This is a genomic window from Hydrogenophaga crocea, from assembly GCF_011388215.1.
Taxonomy (GTDB): domain Bacteria; phylum Pseudomonadota; class Gammaproteobacteria; order Burkholderiales; family Burkholderiaceae_C; genus Hydrogenophaga; species Hydrogenophaga crocea.
Genome location: NZ_CP049989.1, coordinates 1,949,535 through 1,968,218, shown reverse-complemented (window position 1 = coordinate 1,968,218; position 18,684 = coordinate 1,949,535). Strand labels below are relative to the sequence as shown.

At 70.8% G+C, this 18,684-nt stretch carries 15 protein-coding genes and 1 riboswitch; of the genes, 7 read left to right on the top strand and 8 right to left on the bottom strand.

Annotated features, from left to right (window positions below):
- Window positions 1–753, top strand: a complete 753-nt coding sequence (locus tag G9Q37_RS09320; RefSeq protein WP_166226930.1) for a GNAT family N-acetyltransferase — start codon at window positions 1–3, stop codon at window positions 751–753.
- A gap of 107 nt (window positions 754–860) precedes the next feature.
- A complete protein-coding gene (gene clpB, locus G9Q37_RS09315; protein WP_166226929.1) occupies window positions 861–3,467 on the top strand; it encodes an ATP-dependent chaperone ClpB in 2,607 nt (868 codons plus the stop codon).
- A gap of 18 nt (window positions 3,468–3,485) precedes the next feature.
- Here clpB and G9Q37_RS09310 read toward each other — a convergent pair whose 3' ends face one another.
- On the bottom strand, window positions 3,486–3,725 hold the full coding sequence (locus G9Q37_RS09310) for a hypothetical protein (RefSeq protein WP_166226928.1): 240 nt from the start codon (window positions 3,723–3,725) through the stop codon (window positions 3,486–3,488).
- Window positions 3,726–3,959: 234 nt separating this feature from the next.
- On the opposite strand from G9Q37_RS09310, the gene G9Q37_RS09305 reads away from it, so the two are divergent.
- From G9Q37_RS09305 to G9Q37_RS09285, 5 genes are all read left to right on the top strand, one after another.
- Window positions 3,960–6,398 carry a DUF1631 family protein gene (locus G9Q37_RS09305; protein WP_166226927.1) on the top strand — a complete coding sequence of 813 codons (2,439 nt, stop codon included), beginning with the start codon at window positions 3,960–3,962 and terminating at the stop codon, window positions 6,396–6,398.
- 42 nt (window positions 6,399–6,440) lie between these two features.
- Window positions 6,441–7,688, top strand: coding sequence for an MFS transporter (locus G9Q37_RS09300; RefSeq protein WP_166226926.1), 1,248 nt, complete (start codon window positions 6,441–6,443; stop codon window positions 7,686–7,688).
- 52 nt (window positions 7,689–7,740) lie between these two features.
- Window positions 7,741–9,438, top strand: coding sequence for a thiamine pyrophosphate-binding protein (locus tag G9Q37_RS09295; protein ID WP_166226925.1), 1,698 nt, complete (start codon window positions 7,741–7,743; stop codon window positions 9,436–9,438).
- 117 nt (window positions 9,439–9,555) lie between these two features.
- Entirely contained in the window at window positions 9,556–10,242 is a 687-nt protein-coding gene (locus tag G9Q37_RS09290; RefSeq protein WP_166226924.1) for a helix-turn-helix transcriptional regulator, read from the top strand.
- Window positions 10,243–10,251: 9 nt separating this feature from the next.
- Window positions 10,252–10,899 (top strand): Crp/Fnr family transcriptional regulator, encoded by a 648-nt coding sequence (locus G9Q37_RS09285; RefSeq protein ID WP_166226923.1) that lies wholly within the window; start codon window positions 10,252–10,254, stop codon window positions 10,897–10,899.
- A gap of 24 nt (window positions 10,900–10,923) precedes the next feature.
- Here G9Q37_RS09285 and G9Q37_RS09280 read toward each other — a convergent pair whose 3' ends face one another.
- From G9Q37_RS09280 to G9Q37_RS09250, 7 genes are all read right to left on the bottom strand, one after another.
- On the bottom strand, window positions 10,924–12,864 hold the full coding sequence (locus G9Q37_RS09280) for a S8/S53 family peptidase (RefSeq protein ID WP_166226922.1): 1,941 nt from the start codon (window positions 12,862–12,864) through the stop codon (window positions 10,924–10,926).
- On the bottom strand, window positions 12,861–13,889 hold the full coding sequence (locus G9Q37_RS09275) for a phosphatase PAP2 family protein (RefSeq protein ID WP_166226921.1): 1,029 nt from the start codon (window positions 13,887–13,889) through the stop codon (window positions 12,861–12,863). The genes G9Q37_RS09280 and G9Q37_RS09275 overlap by 4 nt, the downstream gene beginning before the upstream one ends.
- An 86-nt stretch (window positions 13,890–13,975) precedes the next feature.
- The gene (locus tag G9Q37_RS09270; protein WP_166226920.1) at window positions 13,976–15,796 is read right to left on the bottom strand and encodes an adenylate/guanylate cyclase domain-containing protein; all 1,821 of its coding nucleotides are present in this window, start codon (window positions 15,794–15,796) and stop codon (window positions 13,976–13,978) included.
- A 145-nt stretch (window positions 15,797–15,941) separates the two neighbouring features.
- Window positions 15,942–16,403: an SWIB/MDM2 domain-containing protein gene (locus G9Q37_RS09265; RefSeq protein WP_166226919.1), complete on the bottom strand. Its 462-nt coding sequence runs from the start codon at window positions 16,401–16,403 to the stop codon at window positions 15,942–15,944.
- 217 nt (window positions 16,404–16,620) lie between these two features.
- Entirely contained in the window at window positions 16,621–17,436 is an 816-nt protein-coding gene (locus tag G9Q37_RS09260; protein WP_166226918.1) for a sulfite exporter TauE/SafE family protein, read from the bottom strand.
- A 263-nt stretch (window positions 17,437–17,699) separates the two neighbouring features.
- Window positions 17,700–18,113 (bottom strand): cell division protein ZapA, encoded by a 414-nt coding sequence (locus tag G9Q37_RS09255; protein ID WP_166226917.1) that lies wholly within the window; start codon window positions 18,111–18,113, stop codon window positions 17,700–17,702.
- Window positions 18,110–18,331 (bottom strand): DUF904 domain-containing protein, encoded by a 222-nt coding sequence (locus G9Q37_RS09250; protein WP_166226916.1) that lies wholly within the window; start codon window positions 18,329–18,331, stop codon window positions 18,110–18,112. The genes G9Q37_RS09255 and G9Q37_RS09250 overlap by 4 nt, the downstream gene beginning before the upstream one ends.
- A gap of 47 nt (window positions 18,332–18,378) precedes the next feature.
- Window positions 18,379–18,632, top strand: a riboswitch (cobalamin riboswitch).
- Window positions 18,633–18,684: the final 52 nt, after the last annotated feature.

The following is an 18,684-nucleotide window of genomic DNA, read 5'->3' as shown; positions in this document are numbered from 1 at the left end:
ATGCGCGCCGACGTCGAATCGCTCGAGCGCGCCACCCTGCAGGCCGTCGCGCCCGAACACGTCGACGACAGCGTGCCCGGCTGGCTGCTGCCCATGGACGGCGGCACCGTGGGCCGCGCCCAGTGCGCGGTGCCGCTGTCGCACGCCGCGCCCGATCCCGCGCTGATCGAGCCCATCGCCCAGCGCTACCGCGAGCGCGGTTTTGCGCCGGCCTGGCGGCTGCCCGACACCGAGGCTTTCGCCGCGTTCCACGCCGCGCTGGCGGCGCGCGGCTACACCCGCCGCCAGCCCACGCTCACGCAGACCCACACGGTGGCCGCGCTGCTGCAGAACGTGCCCGAACCGGCGCCCGACGGGGCGAGCGTGCGGCTCGCCGAGCGGCCCGACGCCGCCTGGCTCGCCATGTACCTGGGCGAAGGCCTGGACCCGGTCGACGGCGCGAGCCGCTCGCGTGCGCTTTCGCGCGCCGAGGGCACGCGCTTTGCCAGCCTGGTCGACGGTGGCCAGACCCTGGCCTGCGGCGCCGCGAGCTTCGGCCACGGCTGGCTGGGCGTGCATGGCATGCGCACCGCGGCGCGCCAGCGCGGCCGCGGGCTGGCCGCCCGGGTGGTGCGCGCCATGGCGCAGGAGGCGCAGCGCCGCGGCATCGAGCGGGTGTTCCTGCAGGTCGACGCCGGCAACGCGCCGGCCCTGGCGCTCTACCAGCGCCTGGGGTTTCGCACCGCCTGGGGTTACGCCTACTGGCGGCTGTGAGCCGGCCGGCCTTGACGCGGATCAAGGCCCCGCGGCCCCGGCCGGCTTGAAATCGGGCCCGCAGGCGCCATGTGACCTGCATTCCATTCTTCGGGGAGCAAGCCTCCATGCGTCTCGACAAACTCACCACCAAGTTCCAGGAAGCCCTGGCCGACGCCCAAAGCCTCGCGCTGGGCAATGACCACGCCTACATCGAACCCGTGCACCTGCTGCTGGCCATGCTGCGCCAGGCCGACGGCCCGCAGTCGCTGCTGCAGCGCGCGGGCGTTCATGTGCCCGGCCTCACGCAGGCCGCCGAGGCCGCCGTGAAGCGCCTGCCCCAGGTGCAGGGGCAGGAGCAGGTGCAGATCGGCCCCGAGCTCGCCAAGCTGCTGCAGGCGAGCGAGAAAGAGGCCATCAAGCGCGGCGACGCCTACATCCCGAGCGAGAACTTCCTGCTCGCGGTGGCCGACGCCAAGGGCGAGCTCGGCCGCATCGCCAACGAGAACGGCCTGTCGCGCAAGAGCCTGGAGGCCGCGGTGGCCGCGGTGCGCGGCGGCCAGAACGTCAACAGCCCCGAGGCCGAAGGCCAGCGCGAGGCGCTCAAGAAGTACACGCTCGACCTCACCGAGCGTGCGCGCGCCGGCAAGCTCGACCCGGTGATCGGCCGCGACGACGAGATCCGCCGCGCCATCCAGGTGCTGCAGCGGCGCAGCAAGAACAACCCGGTGCTGATCGGCGAGCCCGGCGTGGGCAAGACCGCCATTGTCGAAGGCCTGGCGCAGCGCATCGTCTCGGGCGAGGTGCCCGACAGCCTCAAGGGCAAGCGCGTGCTCAGCCTGGACATGGCCGCGCTGCTCGCGGGCGCCAAGTACCGCGGCGAGTTCGAGGAGCGCCTGAAGAGCGTGCTCAACGAGCTCGCCAAGGACGAGGGCCAGACCATCGTCTTCATCGACGAGTTGCACACCATGGTGGGCGCGGGCAAGGCCGAGGGCGCGATGGACGCGGGCAACATGCTCAAGCCCGCACTCGCGCGCGGCGAGCTGCACTGCGTGGGCGCCACCACGCTCGACGAGTACCGCAAGTACATCGAGAAAGACGCCGCGCTCGAGCGCCGCTTCCAGAAGATCCTGGTCGACGAACCCACGGTCGAGGCCACCATCGCCATCCTGCGCGGCCTGCAGGAGAAGTACGAGGTGCACCACGGCGTGGACATCACCGACCCGGCCATCGTGGCCGCCGCCGAACTCAGCCACCGCTACATCACCGACCGCTTCCTGCCCGACAAGGCCATCGACCTGATCGACGAGGCCGCGGCCAAGATCAAGATCGAGATCGACTCCAAGCCCGAGGTCATGGACCGGCTCGACCGCCGCCTGATCCAGCTGCAGATCGAGCGCGAGGCCGTGCGCAAGGAAACCGACGAGGCTTCGCAGAAGCGCCTGGGCCTGATCGACGAAGAGATCGAGCGGCTCAAGAAGGAGCTCGCCGACCTCGAAGAGATCTGGAAGGCTGAGAAGGCCCAGGCCCAGGGCTCGGCCCAGGTCAAGGAAGAGATCGACAAGCTGCGCCACCAGATCGACGAGTTCACCCGCAAGGGCGACTTCAACAAGGTGGCCGAGCTGCAGTACGGCAAGCTGCCCGAACTCGAGAAGCGCCTGAAGGACGCGCAGGCCGCCGAGACCGGCAAGAAGGAAGGCGGCCGCCCGCAGCTGCTGCGCACCCAGGTCGGCGCCGAAGAGATCGCCGAGGTGGTGGCGCGCGCCACCGGCATTCCCGTGAGCAAGCTCATGCAGGGCGAGCGCGACAAGCTGCTGCAGATGGAAGACAAGCTGCACCAGCGCGTGGTCGGCCAGGACGAGGCCATCAGCGCCGTGGCCAATGCCATCCGCCGCTCGCGCTCGGGCCTGTCCGACCCGAACCGCCCCACGGGCTCCTTCCTGTTCCTGGGCCCCACGGGCGTGGGCAAGACCGAGCTGTGCAAGGCGCTCGCGGGTTTCCTGTTCGACAGCGAAGAGCACCTGGTGCGCATCGACATGAGCGAGTTCATGGAGAAGCACTCGGTCGCGCGGCTCATTGGCGCGCCGCCCGGCTACGTGGGCTACGAGGAGGGCGGCTACCTCACCGAATCCGTGCGCCGCCGCCCCTATTCGGTGCTGCTGCTCGACGAGGTCGAGAAGGCCCACCCTGATGTGTTCAACGTGCTGCTGCAGGTGCTCGACGACGGTCGCCTCACCGACGGCCAGGGCCGCACCGTGGACTTCAAGAACACCGTGATCGTGATGACGAGCAACATCGGCTCGCACCTGATCCAGGCCATGGTGGGCCAGCCCTACGACGAGGTGAAGGACGCGGTGTGGGGCGAGCTCAAGAACCACTTCCGGCCCGAGTTCCTCAACCGCATCGACGAGACCGTGGTGTTCCACGCGCTCGACGCCAAGCACATCGAATCGATCGCGGCGATCCAGCTGCAGGCGCTGCAGAAGCGGCTGCAGGCCATGGACCTCAAGCTCGAGGTGGCGCCCGCGGCGCTGGCCGAGCTCGCCAAGGTGGGCTTCGACCCGGTGTTCGGCGCGCGCCCCCTGAAGCGCGCGATCCAGCAGCGCATCGAGAACCCGCTCTCCAAGCTGCTGCTCGAAGGCCGCTACCCGCCCAAGTCGGCCATTCCGGTGGGCGTGGACCCGGTGCGCAACCCGGGCGTGTTCGAGTTCGGCGACGCGCTGCCCATGGCCTGAGCCCGGCCGCGGGGCCGCTCAGGCGGCCTCGTCGTCGGGCTCGGCGGGCACCAGCGCGCGCGTGTCCTGCAGAAAGCCCTGCGAGGCCAGCCGCACGGCCAGGGGCTGCACGTCTTCGTCGAGCAGGCGCGAGAGCTCGCGCAGGCTGCGCCGGCCGTTGGCCAGCAGCAGCAGGGTGTGCGCCCGGCGGTCGAGGCCGTCGGGCCGGGCCAGGGCTTGCCAGGCCTGGTGGGTGCGGGTGTACAGCGAGGTCTCCATCGTTGATCGAAACGGTGCACGGGGCGCATGACACGGGCTTGAAACACCCCCGGGCTTCAAGGGATAAACAAGATCCGGGCCAGCCCCGGTGCCGACCGCCCGCGCCCCCCGCCTGACCGATCGGAAGCCCAAAGCCTTGGGTCGTCTGGAAATCGGCCGATCTGCACATTGTTCACGCCCGGGCCGGCTATAACCCAGACCCTGCCCTCGTCACGCAATCTTGATCCACTGGCCATGTCGGTGCCCTCCAACCTGCTCGAGCACTGCTTCGACGAAGCGGTGCGCCACGCCGCCCCGTCGCTGGGCCGTTGCATCGATCTGGCGGTCGCCAGCCTGCAGCAGGAGGAAAAAGACCAGCGCGACGTGGCCCAGCGCGACCGCTGCGCCCGCGCCTGGTACACGCTGCTCAAGCACCGCCAGGGCTGGGGGCCGGCCTTCGCCCAGCGCCTGAAAGCCGCGCTGCACGCGGGCTACCACGAAGGCAACACCTCGTCGCTGGCGCTGCTGTCCAACTCCGAGTTGCTGGCGCTGGTCGACGAAAGCGCGGTCAACGAATCCATTGAATCGGCCAAGGTGCTGCAGAACCTGCTGCCCGAGGTCGAACAGGCGCTGGCCGTGCTCGACGCGCGCATGAGCTCGCTGATCGGCCTGGACACGGTGCACGCCGAGAAGAACCCGCTGCGCCCGTCCATCTACGTGCGCGTGCTGCGCGACCAGCTCATCGCCTCCGAAGGCGACGCCGAGGTGCGCACCCTGTGGATGCGCCACCTGGCCGCGCCGCTGGGCCGCGAACTGCGCTCGCTGTACGAGCAGCTCGCGCTCATGCTGCAGCGCGCCAACGTGCAGGAGGCCAGCTACCGCGTGCGCCTGGTGGCCGACCCCCAGGCCAGCAAGCCGCCGGCGCCGCCCAAGCGCGACCTGCTCGATTACGAATTCACCGCCGGCGGCGTGGCCGTCGAACCCGCGCGCGACGCCCAAGGCCAGACCGCGCCCAACGCCGACACCGTGTGGCTGCCGCCCATGGCCGATCTGGCGCGCACCGCGCCCATGCTCGACCACGACGTGATGCAGCAGTTCCTGGAGCAGGGCGGGCCGGCCTTCGAGCAGCCGCTCGACCAGCACTACTACCGCGCCATCGAGCGCGAGCGCGCCGAGCTCGCGGCCCAGGCCGCGCTGCCCGTGCTCGACGACGTGGTGCTCGAAGAAGAGCGTTCGCGCTTCCGCGGCCTGCCCGCGGTCGACCGGCCGGTGCGCCACGTGAGCATCGGCTCGCAGCTCAATGCCCAGACCTGGGGCGAGGTGGCCAGCGCCACCGAACGCTCGCGCATGCTGCTCGATCTCAAGGCCCACGCGCAGTCGGTGGCGCAGGCCGTGGGGCTGGACGTGGTGCGCAAGCTGGTCAACCAGGTCGCGCGCGACCCGCTGCTGCTGGCGCCGGTGCGCGAGGCCGTGGTGGCGCTCGAACCGGCGCTGCTGCAGCAGGCCATGACGCAGCCGCGCTACTTCAACGAAGACGCGCACCCCGCGCGCCGCCTCGTCGAAAGCGTGGCCCAGCGCAGCTTCCGCTACAACGACGAATTCAGCGAAGAGTTCGATTCCTTCTTCGCGCCCGTGCGCGACGCCTTCCGTGAGCTCAACACGCGCGCCGCGAAAGAGCCGCAGGCCTTCGGCGAAACCCTGGAGAAGCTGCGCAGCCACTGGCGTTCGCAGGACGAGCGCGAGGAGAAGGTCAAGAGCGAGCGGCTGCAGGCGCTGCGCCACGCCGAAGAGCGCCAGGCCACGGCCGACCGCATCGCCTGGGACCTGAGCCAGCGCCCCGACGTCGAGGGCGCGCCGGCCTTCATCCTCGATTTCATCTACGGCAGCTGGTCGCTGGTGCTGGCCTCGGCCGAAATGGGCCTGCCCGACACGCAGGAGCGGCTGAACGCCTACCGCAAGGCCGTGTCCGACCTGCTCTGGAGCATCAAGAAAGACGTCACGCTGCGCCGCCCGGCCGAGCTGTTCCGCATCGTGCCCGGCCTCGTGAAGACGCTGCGCGAGGGCCTGGATCAGCTGGGCAAGTCGCCCGCCGAAACCCAGACCTTCTTCGACGCGCTGATGCGCCTGCACGAGCCCGTGCTCGGCCTGCGCCGTGCCCGTGTGCGCAGCGAGAGCGGCCAGTCGGGCCCGGCGCCGCTCGAAGACGAGGCCACCGTGCTGCTCACGCTCGAAGAGATGGCGCCGGCCACGCCCGAGCAGCGCACGCCCAAGGCCGCGGCCCAGCCCTGGCTGGGCAAGCAGGAGATGGCGCACGCGGGCTTCGAAGACACCATCGCCACCGACTTCGACAGCCTGCACAGCGACTTCGATTCGAGCAACGGCTCGCTCGACGACGAGATCACCTTCGACGCCGAGCAGCTGCTGCTGTCGCTGCGCGAGGGCGCCTGGGTCGACCTGTACTCGCACGGCGAATGGCTGCGTGCGCAACTGATCTGGGCCAGCAACCGCGGCACGCTGTTCATGTTCACCAGCCGCGGCGGCCGCGCGCACTCCATGACCAAGCGCGTCTGCGTGCGCCTGATCCGCAGCCGCTGGCTGCGGCCGGTGGAATCGCGCCCGGTGGTGCAGGCCGCGCTCGAAGCGGTGATGGCGGCCGGCCCGCCGCCGGTGCTGGAGCCCGTGAGCGTGCACTGAGACCGGCCCGGCCGGGGCGCAGGGGCTACCATCCCGGTCCATATGTCCACCGCCACCCTCGGCGCATTGCCGCCCGCCAACCCCGTTCCCCTCAAGCAGGACGCCGCCGTCATCGGCCTCGTGGGCCTGGCCCACGCCTGCTCGCACTTCTCGCACCTGCTGCTCGCGCCGCTGTTCCCGGTGTTCATCCGCGACTTCGGCCTGAGCTTTGCCGACGTCGGCCTGCTCATGACCGTGTTCTTCGTGATCTCGGGCGTGGGCCAGGCGCTCTCGGGCTTCCTGGTCGATCGCGTGGGCGCGCGGCCGGTGCTGTTCGCGGCCATCGGCTGTTTCCTGCTGGCCGCGCTCGCGGCCTCGCAGGCCACGGGCTACGGCGGCCTGATGCTGGTGGCGGTGCTCGCGGGCCTGGGCAACGCGCCCTTTCACCCCTGCGACTTCACCATCCTCAACCAGCGCGTGTCGCCCGCGCGCCTGGGCCATGCCTTCAGCGCGCACGGGCTCACCGGCAGCCTGGGCTGGGCGCTCGCGCCGACCTTCCTGGTGGGCATCACGGCGCTGAGCGACTGGCGCACCGCCTACCACGCGGCCGCGCTGTTGTACGTGGCGGTGCTCGCGCTGCTCTGGTGGCAGCGCGACAAGCTGCTCACCGAGGTGGTGGTGCGCGCGCCGCAGGCCGCGGGCGGCCCGCCTGCGGGCGGCGACCTGGGCTTTCTGCGCCTGCCCGTGGTGTGGTGGTGCTTCACCTTCTTCCTCTTCTCCACCATGACGCTCGCGGTGGTGCAGAGCTTCGCGCCTTCGGTGCTGCAGGCGCTGCACGGCGTGTCCATGCAGGCCGCCACGCTCACCGTGAGCGCCTACATGCTGTGCTCGGCAGCCGGCATGTTCGCGGGCGGCTTCCTGATCGCGCACGCGCAGCGGCGCGCGCTTTCCAGCGACACCATCGTGGCCTGGAGCATGGGCGCGGGCGCGGGGCTCATGCTGCTGTGCGCCACCGGCTGGCTCGGCGGCACGGGCACCGTGGTGGTGCTGGCCCTCACGGGTTTTGCGGTCGGCGTGGCCGGCCCGAGCCGCGACATGCTCATCAAGCGCGCCACGCCCAAGGGCGCCACGGGCCGTGTCTATGGCACCGTGTACTCGGGTCTGGACGTGGGCTTCGCGATCGCGCCGCTGGTGTTCGGTGTGCTCATGGACCGCGGCTGGTACGCGGCCACGATCGCGGGCGGCGCGCTGGCGCTGTTGCTCGCGGTGGTGGCGGCCCTGGGCGTGGGCAAGCGCATCGCCGCGTCCTGACCCGCTGCCGGGTTTTCTGCTTCCCTGTTCACCTTCCTCATCGCGTCTCACCATGTCCCAGATTGCCGGCCATCTGCTCGTCCAATGTCTGATCGAACAGGGCGTGACGCACGCCTTCGGCGTGCCGGGCGAAAGCTACCTGGCGGTGCTCGACGGCTTTCACGCCCACCGCGACCGCATCCGCTTCGTGACCTGCCGCCAGGAAGGCGGCGCGGCCTTCATGGCCGAGGCCCAGGGCAAGCTCAGCGGCCGCCCGGGCGTGTGCTTCGTGACGCGCGGGCCTGGCGCCACCAACGCGTCCATCGGGGTGCACACCGCCTTCCAGGACAGCACGCCCCTGGTGCTGTTCGTGGGCGACGTGGCCAGCGACGCGCGCGACCGCGAGGCCTTCCAGGAGGTGGATTTCGCGGCCTTCTTCGGCCCGTCCACCAAGGGCTTCGCCAAGCGGGTGGAGCGCATCGACGACGCGCGCCGCATCCCCGAGTACGTGGCGCGCGCCTTTGCCACCGCCATGAACGGCCGACCTGGCCCGGTGGTGCTGGTGCTGCCCGAAGACATGCTCACCCACACGGTCGAGGCCGCGCCGCTGCCGCGCGTGGAGCCGGTGCAGGCCTGGAGCGACCCGGGCGCGCTGCGCACGCTGCGCACGCTGCTGCTGGCGGCCGAGCGGCCCCTGGTGATCGCGGGCGGCGGCGGCTGGACGCCGCAGAGCGCCGCCGCGCTGCAGCGCTTCGCCGAGAACTGGCAGCTGCCGGTGGCCAACGCCTTCCGCTTCCAGGACACCTTCGACAACCACCATCCGCAGTACGCGGGCGACGTGGGCCTGGGCATCAACCCCGCGCTGGCGCGCCGCGTGCGCGAGAGCGACCTGCTGATCGCCATCGGCCCGCGCCTGGGCGAGAGCACCACCGGCGGCTACACGCTGATCGAAGCGCCGCTGCCCCGGCAGAAGCTGGTGCACATCCACAGCAGCGCCGAAGAACTCGGCCGCGTGTACCAGCCCGCGCTGGCCATCCAGGCCAGCATGAACGCGGCCGCGCGCAGCCTCGAGGTGCTCACCGCGCCGCCCGCGCTGCCCTGGGGCGAATGGACCTCGGGCTGCCATGCCGACTACCTGGCCAACATCGATCCGGCCAACGGCGGCGTGGCGCTGCCCGGGCCGATCGACATGCCCGCCATCGTGCACACGCTGCAGCGTCTGCTGCCCGAAGACGCGGTGCTCACCAACGGCGCGGGCAACTTCGCGAGCTGGCTGCACCGCTTCTACCGCTACCCGGGCCTGGCGCGCGGCCACAAGACCCAGCTCGCGCCCACCAATGGCGCCATGGGCTACGGCGTGCCCGCGGGCATCGGCGCGGCCATCGCCACCGGGCGGCTGGCCTTCACCATCGCAGGCGACGGCGACTTCCTCATGAACGGGCAGGAACTCGCCACGGCGGTGCAGCACGGCGCCCGGAGCATCGTGCTGCTGCTCGACAACGGCAGCTACGGCACCATCCGCATGCACCAGGAGCGCGAGTACCCGGCGCGCGTGAGCGGCTCGGCGTTGGCCAACCCCGATTTCGTGGCGCTCGCGCGTGCCTACGGCTACGCGGCCGAGCGCGTGGACACCACCGCGGCTTTCGAGCCCGCGCTGCAGCGCGCGCTCGCGCACCCGGGCGGCACGGTGATCGTGGTGCCGCTGGACGCCGAGGTGATCACCACGCGCGGCACGCTCAGCGCCATCCGCGCCGCCGCGCTGCAGCGCTGAACGCCCGGCGCGCGGCGCCCGCCGGCGTTTGGTGAATGGATCACAAAACGCCGGTCATCAGCACACAGCGGACTTTCCCCATCCGGTGGAACACTGCCTGCCAACAGGAGGTTCCCCATGTGGCAAGCAACTGACAAGATCCGCACGACGCACACCGGCTTTCCCGCCGAGACGAGAACGCTCAGCGAGGCCCATCTGCTGCGCGTGTTCGACGAGATCGACTACGGCATGCTGCTGCTCGACGCGCAGGGCCGCATCCTGCATGCCAACCACCTGGCCCGCCACGAGCTCGCCCAGCGCCGCCTGCTGCGTGCGTGCAGCGGCAGCCTCCTGGGGACCACGCCCGAGCACAGCGAGCGCATCCAGCAGGCGCTCGACGCCGCGCTGCGCGGCCAGCGCCGCCTGGTGTTGATGCGCGAACAGGAGCGCGATCTGTCGCTGGCCTTCACGCCGCTGTCGCACCCGCTCGAGGACGACGCGCCCACGGTGCTGGTGGTGATGTCGCGCCAGAACGTGTGCGACAACCTCGCGGTGCGCATGTTCGCGCGGGCCCTGGCGCTGAGCCCGACCGAAGAGGTCGTGCTGCTCGCGCTGTGCCGCGGCCTGGACATCAACGAGATCGCGGCCGAGAACGGCGTGGCCGTGTCCACCGTGCGCAGCCAGATCAAGACCCTGCGCGAGAAGGCCGGTGCGTCCAGCATCCGCCGGCTGCTGCAGCGCATCAACAGCCTGCCGCCCGTGGTGCCTGCCTTGCGCATCGTCACGCCGGTCACGCACAATCCGGCCGGTTACAGCCACCCCTGACCCTCCCGGATGTCCCCAGGCAGCGCTCCGATCGATTCCCGCAACACCCAGCACATCGAAGCGCTCGCGGCCCAGGGGGTGCACCGCCACTACCGCCGCGGCGCGCTGCTGATCCAGGAAGGCGACACCGGCGACACGCTGTTCATCGTGCTCAAGGGGCGACTTCGGGCCTTCGTGGCCGACGCCTCGGGGCGTGAGCTGACCCTGGGCCTGTACGGCCCGCTCGAGTACGTGGGCGAGATGTCGCTCGACGGCGGGCCGCGCTCGGCCAACGTGGAGGCGGTGGACACCACCACCTGCTCGGTGATCACCCGCCAGACCCTGCTCGGCTACATCGCCGACCACCCCGAATTCGCGCTCGAACTCATGGCGCGCGTGATCCGCCGCGCGCGCCTGGCCACCGAAAGCGCGCGCAGCGTGGCGCTGATCGACGTCTACGGCCGGCTGGTGAAGCTGCTCAACGAGTGGGCGCGCGAGCCCAACGAGCGCGGCGAACGCCCGCTGCGCGAGCGCATCACCCACCAGCAGATCGCCCAGCACCTGGCCTGTTCGCGAGAGATGGTGAGCCGCCTGCTCAAGGACCTGGAAACCGGCGGCTTCATCGCGGTGCGCGAGCGCTGGATCTGGCTGCTGCGTCCGCTGCCGGCGCGCTGGTAGGCGCGGCCGGCGCGGTTGCCACCGTCAACCGAGCGCGTTGAGCAGCCGCCTCGCCACCTGGGGCGCCGACGAGCTCGTGCCCGCGAGCCGCACTGTGCTGCCGCTGAGGCTGCCCGTGCTGCGCATGCCCCAGAGCGCGGTGTTGCTGTCGCTCGGCGCCAGCGTGTCGGGCGCGGGCTTCACGCCCGGGCGTTGCGGCCGCTGCGGATCGGGGCTGGGCTTTTGCGGCGAATAGCGCGCAAAGCGCGACAGGCGCTCGGGCCCGCTGTCGGTGGCCCGGGTGCCGCCCGCGCTCAGCGTGCGCTGCCCGGTGGCCAGGCTGTTGAACACGCCGCTGCGGCGGATCGGCGTGGGGTTGTCCGCGTGGTCGATCCAGCCGCCCAGGTTGCCCTGGGTGTCGTAGCGCCGGTCTTCCAGGTAGGACTGGCGCGCGCCGGTGTTTGTGCCCAGGACCACGTCGTCGCGCTCCACGTAGGCGTCGAAGGTCACGGGCGTGCGGCCCTGGTTGTGCAGCCGCACCTGCCAGGCCCCGAAGGGCGCGAGCGCACGCCCGGGCTCGCGGCTGAACGTGGGCTCGAGCGCGAGCAGCGCGCAGGTGCCGTGCGCGCCGAGCGCGGTGGTGGTCGGGTAGATCAGGGTCCACTGCGGCACGCCGCGCGCATCGACCCACATGCCCGATTCCCCCGGCCGCAGCGTCACGGCCTGCGCGGGCCGCTCGGGCGGCTGCACCGTGATGGCCACCCCGGCCGCGTTCGCCGGCAGCCAGATCTCGAGGAAGCTCTGCGTGCGGTCGTCGGGCTGCACGCGCCAGTGCAGTTCCAGCGCCTCGCGCGGTGCCAGCGTGGCGTTGGCGTGGGTGCGGCTCTGGTAGGCGTTGCCCGCGGGCAGGGCGATCTGCAGCCGGCCGTCCAGGCGCTCGATGAGCTCGTCCATGGCGGCTTCGAGCAGCGAGGTGCCGTCGTGCGGGCCGGCCAGCGTGCCCCAGCTCACGTTGACCACGATCTCGGCGTCGTCGGCGGCGTGCGCGACGATGTAGTGCAGCGCGTCGAGCACGCCGACGTTGAGCGCGCCGCCGGAGGTGTCGAGCACGTTGGCCCAGTCGAGCTGCACCGCGATCACCGGGCAACGGCTCGCGAAGTCGTTGAGGCCGGGGGCCAGCAGGCCGCCCGGCGCGGTGGCCAGGCCGCACACGTGCGTGCCGTGGTTCACCGGCCGCGCCAGGTCCCAGAGCTGCAGGTAGCGGTAGAGCGCGTCTTCGTCGAGCTGGCCGCGGCGCGTGAAGCTGGCGATCGCGCTGTCGATCGCGTGGCCGGTGAGCGCGTGGCCGTAGCCCAGGTCGGGCGGCGTGGGGCCGGCGCGCGTGGGATCGAGCGGTACGCGCTCGTGATCGGGCGAGCCGGGCCAGGGGCCGCCGTACAGATTGTCCTGACGCCAGAAATGCTTCACGCGCGTGCGGCCCGCGGCGTCGCGGAAGGCCGCGTTGGCCACCGCCAGACCGCCGTCGATCAGGCCCAGCACCGGGCCGGGCACGCGCTGCGGCGGGGGCAGCGGCTGCTGGTGGCGGTGGCAGCAGTCCTTGAGCGCGACGGTGTGCTGGTCCACCGGCAGGCCGAGCTCGAAGCGCTCGATGAGCGAGCGCACCACGTGGCCCTGGCGCCAGTGCTCGAAGAACCGCCGCGAAACGCGCGCCGTGCAGTGGCGCAGGCCCGGGATCAGCAGGTAGGCCTGCGGAATCTGCAACCAGCGGCTCGACGAGGCGTCGACGAGCTCGCGCACGTCGGCGCCCTCGCGCAGGCCGATCACGATCGGCAGCCACTTGGGCTGGTCATGGTGGCCGGGCCGGTGGTAGCCCACGAAGCCGTCGGCCTCGGCCCAGGCAAGGTAGGGGTCCATGCCGTCGATCGCGCCCGGCGCGGACCAGTCGATGCCGGTGAAACGGCCGCGCGGCAGCGGCGCCCAGCTCACGGCCACTCCTTGAGCGCCTCTTGCCACAGCCACGAGAGCAGCGGCCCTTCGGGCACGCGCTTGCCTTGCGCGGCGCGGGTGTAGGGCTGGCCGCTGGGCAGGTCCATGGGGTCGTCGAGGCTGAAGTCCTTGGGCGCGCCGTCGGCCTCGCGGAACAGGGCCGAGTGGAAGCCGCGCTCGTGCACCTTGCCGCCGGTGGCGCGCGCCACGATGAACTCGGCCAGCGCGGTGCCCAGCAGGCGGCCCGCGGCGCTGTCGATCGGGTAGTGCACGCCGGCCACGGTGCGGTTGACCGCGATGCGCGCGGCCAGGCGCTGCAGCTGCTCGCGGCAGGCCTCGCCGTTGCCCGGCTGCGTGCCCTGGGGCGGGGCGGCGGCGTCGAGCAGCTTCTGCAACAGCACCGCGATCAGGAAGCCCTCGGTGGCGTGGCCGCTGGGCCAGGCGCCGTGGCCGGGCGTGGCGATCATGGCCTGGATCTGCGGCGAGAACTCGTCGGGCCGCGTGATCGAGAACGCCACCTTGATGCGCTGGATGATGGGCGCGGCGACGTTGTAGGCGAGCTCGATGAGCTGCAGCGTCTTGGCGTGGCGGTGCGAGGTGAGGCCGATCACCGACGACCAGAAGGCCACGGGATAGCCCATTTGCTCCACGATTTCCAGCGAACGATCGGGGCGCAGGTCGGCATAGGCGGCGACGAGTTGCAGCTGCTGCTGGATCAGGCGTTCGTCGGGGCCGGTGAGCGTGACCAGCGTGTCGCTGCGGCCGCGGTGGCTGTAGACCAGCGTGGCGGTTCGGCGGCGGTTGTCGGTCTCGAGCGAGACGCCTTCGCGGGCCTCGAAGTCGATCGCGAACAGCCGCGGCTCGGGCGCCCAGCGCTTGAGGTTCTGCTCGTTGTCGTTGAAGGTGGGCCACTTGACCTGGAGCACCGGCCCCTGGAACGGGCCGACGATGGCCGCGCGCGAGAGGGTGAGCGCGTCGGCCGAGGCCAGCGCATTGGCGGCGCCCATGCCGCTCATGCCGGACATGCCCGACATCCCGCTCATCCCCGACATGCCGGACATCCCCGACATGCCGCTCATTCCAGACATTCCACTCATGGTTTCCTCCTTGGTCAGTGTTCGCGCAGGCCCAGGGCCCGCAAGGCGTTGGCGCCGCGTTGGCGCAAGCGGCTCGCCGAGCCATAGCCCAGGAAGCGCGCGACGGTCAGGTCGGGTTGCAACGACAGCAGGGTGTTGAACGTGTCGCGCGCCTCTGACGCACGGCCCAGTTCGTGCTGCGCCGTCATCAGCACGCGCAGCGTGGGCAGGTGGTAGCGGTTGTGCTTGAGCGAGGCCTCGCACAGCGCCACCACCCGCTCGAGCTGGTCGGCCACCAGGTAGCCGTTCGCCGCGAGCATCTGGAAGTAGTAGGTCTGCGGGTCCACCGGCGACAGGCGCAGCGCGCGTTCGCAGGCCTCGACGGCCAGCGCGGGATCGCCCCACATGGTGTTCCAGAAGCCCATGTAGAGCCAGGCCATCGGGTCGTTGGGGTTGATCGTGGTCGCCTGCTCCAGCAATTGCCGCGACGCGCCCACGTCGTCGCCCAGGTGGCACAGCGCATGGCCCTTGATGGCCATCGCCAGCGTGCTGTTGGGCTCGAGGTCCAGGGCCCGGTCGGCCATGTCGATGGCCTCGCGGAAGGCCTGTGCGGGCTCGGGCGCCAGGCCCTGCACCACCTGCATGATGTGCCACTTGGCCAGCCACGCGCACGGCGTCGCCACGCGCTTGTGCCGCTCGATCACGGCCATGAGCAGTTGCTGGCTGCGCTGCAGGTCGCGCGGTGTCGAGCGGTGCATCAGCGTGATGCCGCCGAGCATGAGCGCATTGCTCTCGAGCTGCGGCAGCGGCTGCACCAGCGACCGCTGCACCACGTGGTGCAGCACCGCGTTGGACGTGGCCTCGCTCAGGCGCGTGACGAGCTCGCTCTCGAGCTGCACCAGGTCGAGCGTGTCGCCCGCCAGCCGCTCGGCCCACACCACCTCGTTGCGGCGGTTGTCGCTGAGTTCGGCGGTGATCACCACCTTGTCGCCAAAGGTCACGTAACTGCCGCTGAGCGTGTACGAGGCTTCGAGCCGCTGGCCGACCTCGGCCGCAGGCGTGCCGCGGCCGCGGAAGGCGCTGGTGGACAGGCGCGAGATCACGCGCAGGTCCTGGCTGCGCGAGAGCTGGGTGATCACGCCGTCGGCGATCAGCTCGCCGATCACGAACTGCTCGGCCGCATGGCTGCGCGTCTCGAAGGGCACCACGGCCACGCCGGGGCGGAAGTCGCTCGCCGATTCGGCCGGCGTGGGCAGGCGCACCACCGGCGTGTGCGCGTTCACCGGCGACACGGCCCAGGTGCGCACCGGTTCGGGCCAGTGCTTGAGGTAGCTCTCGCCACGGTCCTGCACATCGGCGTCCACGCCCACCACGATGGCGTCGTACACGCTGGCCGTCACCACGGTCTCGCCGGGCGCGGCCAGGTCGGCCACGCGCGCGGCCAGGTTCACGCCGTGGCCGTACACGTCGGTGTCGTCCACGTAGAGCCGGGTGGCGTTGATGCCCGCGCGCAGGTAGAGCTGCTGTGCCGCGGGCAGGTCCCGGTTGGCCTCGTCGAAGTGGCGGTGCAGCGCCAGCGCGGCGCGCACCGCCTGCGCCGGGTGCTCGAACTCGGCCAGCAGGCCGTCGCCCAGGCTCTTCACGAGACGGCCGCCGCGCTCGGGCAGCACCTGGGTGGTGGCGAAGTGCACGAAGCCGCGCCACAGCGCCACCACCTGCGCCTCGTGCGTGGCCATGAGCCGCACCGATTCCACCAGGTCGATCACCAGCACCGTCTTGTGCCGCATGGGCGGCAGGGCCATGCCACCGGCGGCGGGCGCGGTGGTGAGAGACGGTGGGGCGGAGGGGGTGCTCATGCGCGCTTGTTACAGAACGTCTCAGTTTCGCATAGGTGATCGACCGACCGATGCCCTGGGGCCGATGGGCGTCCGGAAACGACAAAGCCGACGGAACGTCGGCTTTGTCGGGGGGAACGCGCCGCGCGGCGCGTTCGGGGCACGATCACTTGAGGTGGTCGTTGACCAGCTTGGTCAGTTCGAACATCGTGACCTGGGCCTTCTTGAAGATTTCCTTCAGCTTGGCGTCGGCGTTGATGAGGCGCTTGTTCACGCTGTCCTGCAGCTTGTTCTTCTTGATGTAGTCCCAGACCTTCTTGGTCACTTCGGTGCGCGGCAGGGGGCTGGCGCCCACGATCGCGGCCAGAGCGGCGCTGGGGGTCAGGGGCTTGAGGAAGGCGGCGTTCGGGGTGCGCTTCTTGGCGGGAGCGGCCTTCTTCGCGGGGGCCTTCTTGGCCGGGGCGGCTTTCTTGGCCGGAGCGGCCTTCTTCGCCGGAGCGGCCTTCTTGGCGGGGGCGGCCGCCTTCTTGGCCGGAGCGGCTTTCTTCGCCGGGGCAGCGGCCTTCTTCGCCGGAGCCGCCTTCTTGGCCGGCGCTTTTTTCGCGGCGGCTTTCTTCGCAGTTGCCATGTTGATGATCCTTCTAGAAGTTGATGTACGCCTGCGGAGAACGCGCTCTCGCACAAGCGTGTTGATGCTAATGGAGTTGTTTGCGCCTTCCAAGGAGGAAACGCGCTTCACGCGCGTGAACGCCCCGGGGTTTCGCGGGTTTGTAGAGGGGAAAACAACACTTCTCCCCCCGGGGAACGCCCAGGGAGCGCCCTGGGGCGCCCCAGGGCGCGGTGCGTCAGGCCGTCAGGCCCTTCCAGAGCATGTACGCGGCGAGCACGAAGAGGATGCCCGCGAACACGCGCTTGAGCATCTTCACGGGCAGCGCGTGCGCGGCCTTTACGCCCAGCGGCGCCATCAGCACGCTGGTGCTCGCGATCACCAGCAGCGCGGGCAGGTAGATGTAGCCGAGCGAGGCCGCGGGCAGGTTGGCCACGCCCTGGCCCGACACCACGTAGCCCAGGGCGTTGGCGAGCGCGATCGGAAAGCCCAGCGCGGCGCTGGTGGCCACCGCGTTGTGGATGGGCACGTTGCACCAGGTCATGAAGGGCACCGAGACGAAGCCGCCGCCCGCGCCTACCAGACCCGAGAGGAAGCCGATGACACCGCCCGCGCCGAGCTGGCCCGCGGTGCCCGGCAGCGTGCGCGAGGCCTTGGGCTTTTTGTCGATCAGCATCTGCGTGGCCGAGAAGCTCACGAAGGCGGCGAAGAACAGCGCGAGCCAGCTGCCCTTGAGCACCGCGAACACACCCAGGCTGGCCACGCCCGCGCCGATCACGATGCCGGGCGCGAGCCGCTGCACGATGTCCCAGCGCACGGCGCCGCGCTTGTGGTGCGCGCGCACGCTCGAGATGCTGGTGAAGATGATGGTGGCCATCGAGGTGGCGATGGCCATCTTGACGGCGAGGTCGGGTGCGACGCCGCGGCCCGTGAGGATGAAGGTGATGAAGGGCACCATCAGCATGCCGCCACCGATGCCGAGCAGGCCTGCGAGGAAACCGGTACCCACACCGAGCAGCGCGAGCTCGGCGATCAACAGGGGTTCAAGGGGCATGGGAGAGAAAAGGTGTCTGCGGTTGGGCGCCGGGCCGGTAGCCTGAACCGGGGTTCAGGTGGGCGAGGGCAACGCGGCTTCGGGTTCGTCTGACGCGAGACGCTCGCACCAGCCGCGCAATGTACCAAGCCCGTGCTCAATGAGCATTGGTTCAAGGACATGAGAGCCCGACGGAACCGCAGACAAGCGCGATTCTAGAAGCAGTGCGCCGCGCGATCGGGCCATCGGTCGGCATACCCCCGTGCGATGACGGGCGGTGCGGCTCAGAGCAGCCTTCCGTCCTTGTCGAGCGTCTGGTCGAGCCGTCGCATCAGGTCGTCGACGCGCTGCTGCGTCTGCGCATCGATCGGGTCGTTGTCGAAAGCGCCGCCGGCTTCGGCAAAGGCGCTCGCGTCGCCCTGTGCGAACGACGAGGCCTGGAACTGCTGCTGGGCCTCGGCTTCGCGCTCGGCCTGCTTGCGTTCGAGTTGCGAGAGCTCGAAGGCGAGGTTGAGCGAGGCCAGCACCGCGATGCGGTCGCGCGCCTTGACCTTGCCCGCGTCGCGGATGCGGCACATGGCCGAATCGACGCGCTCCACGGCCTCGAGCAGCAGCGCCTCGCCGCCCACGGGGCACGAGAGCAGATAGCTCTGGCCCATGATCTGGACCTCCATCTGCTTGTAGCCGGGCTTGTTCATGTGCTCTCCTTGCGCTCTTCGGTGGCGGGCAGCCGCTCGAGCAGCGCGTCGATGCGCGCGCGCGCCGCGAGCAGGCGCGACTTGAGCGAATCGCGCTCGGCCTGCAGGGCATGCACCTGCTCGACGAGCAGCGCGTTGGTGCGCTGTAGCTCTTCGTGGCGCAGCAGGAGCCGCTCCACCTTCTCGGTGATCTGGTCGAGTTGCTTGGAGGCGGCCATGGCGGTTGCGATCCTTGATGCGTCGGTCATTGTAGGCGGCGCTCGCGCATAGAATGCACGCCGTTGGTGCTCGCGGCGCGGTTCACGCGCCGCAGTTCAACGGGAAGCAGGAGGGCGAGCCGCCGACGCGGCGAACCTAACCTGCGCTGCCCCCGCAACGGTAAGCAGACGAGACGACCGGCGGCCCCAGGCCGCCGGAAGCTCCGGCCCCATCACACCGCCACTGGCGCGCACCGCGCACCGGGAAGGCGATGGGGTTCGGTCTGCCAGCCCGGATACCGGCCAACGAGGTGGTGGTGCCGCGCCAGCGGCGCCACCGTGATGCCCAGGCACCGTCGGGGAAGGCGGTGAGG

Excerpts from the sequence above, each read along its gene's own strand:
- G9Q37_RS09260 (WP_166226918.1), bottom strand. The coding sequence starts at position 17,436 with ATGCCCCTTGAACCCCTGTTGATCGCCGAGCTCGCGCTGCTCGGTGTG.
- clpB (WP_166226929.1), top strand. The coding sequence starts at position 861 with ATGCGTCTCGACAAACTCACCACCAAGTTCCAGGAAGCCCTGGCCGAC.
- G9Q37_RS09300 (WP_166226926.1), top strand. The coding sequence starts at position 6,441 with ATGTCCACCGCCACCCTCGGCGCATTGCCGCCCGCCAACCCCGTTCCC.
- G9Q37_RS09255 (WP_166226917.1), bottom strand. The coding sequence starts at position 18,113 with ATGAACAAGCCCGGCTACAAGCAGATGGAGGTCCAGATCATGGGCCAG.
- G9Q37_RS09305 (WP_166226927.1), top strand. The coding sequence starts at position 3,960 with ATGTCGGTGCCCTCCAACCTGCTCGAGCACTGCTTCGACGAAGCGGTG.
- G9Q37_RS09250 (WP_166226916.1), bottom strand. The coding sequence starts at position 18,331 with ATGGCCGCCTCCAAGCAACTCGACCAGATCACCGAGAAGGTGGAGCGG.
- G9Q37_RS09295 (WP_166226925.1), top strand. The coding sequence starts at position 7,741 with ATGTCCCAGATTGCCGGCCATCTGCTCGTCCAATGTCTGATCGAACAG.
- G9Q37_RS09320 (WP_166226930.1), top strand. The coding sequence starts at position 1 with ATGCGCGCCGACGTCGAATCGCTCGAGCGCGCCACCCTGCAGGCCGTC.
- G9Q37_RS09285 (WP_166226923.1), top strand. The coding sequence starts at position 10,252 with ATGTCCCCAGGCAGCGCTCCGATCGATTCCCGCAACACCCAGCACATC.
- G9Q37_RS09275 (WP_166226921.1), bottom strand. The coding sequence starts at position 13,889 with ATGTCCGGCATGAGCGGCATGGGCGCCGCCAATGCGCTGGCCTCGGCC.
- G9Q37_RS09290 (WP_166226924.1), top strand. The coding sequence starts at position 9,556 with ATGTGGCAAGCAACTGACAAGATCCGCACGACGCACACCGGCTTTCCC.
- G9Q37_RS09265 (WP_166226919.1), bottom strand. The coding sequence starts at position 16,403 with ATGGCAACTGCGAAGAAAGCCGCCGCGAAAAAAGCGCCGGCCAAGAAG.
- G9Q37_RS09310 (WP_166226928.1), bottom strand. The coding sequence starts at position 3,725 with ATGGAGACCTCGCTGTACACCCGCACCCACCAGGCCTGGCAAGCCCTG.
- G9Q37_RS09270 (WP_166226920.1), bottom strand. The coding sequence starts at position 15,796 with ATGAGCACCCCCTCCGCCCCACCGTCTCTCACCACCGCGCCCGCCGCC.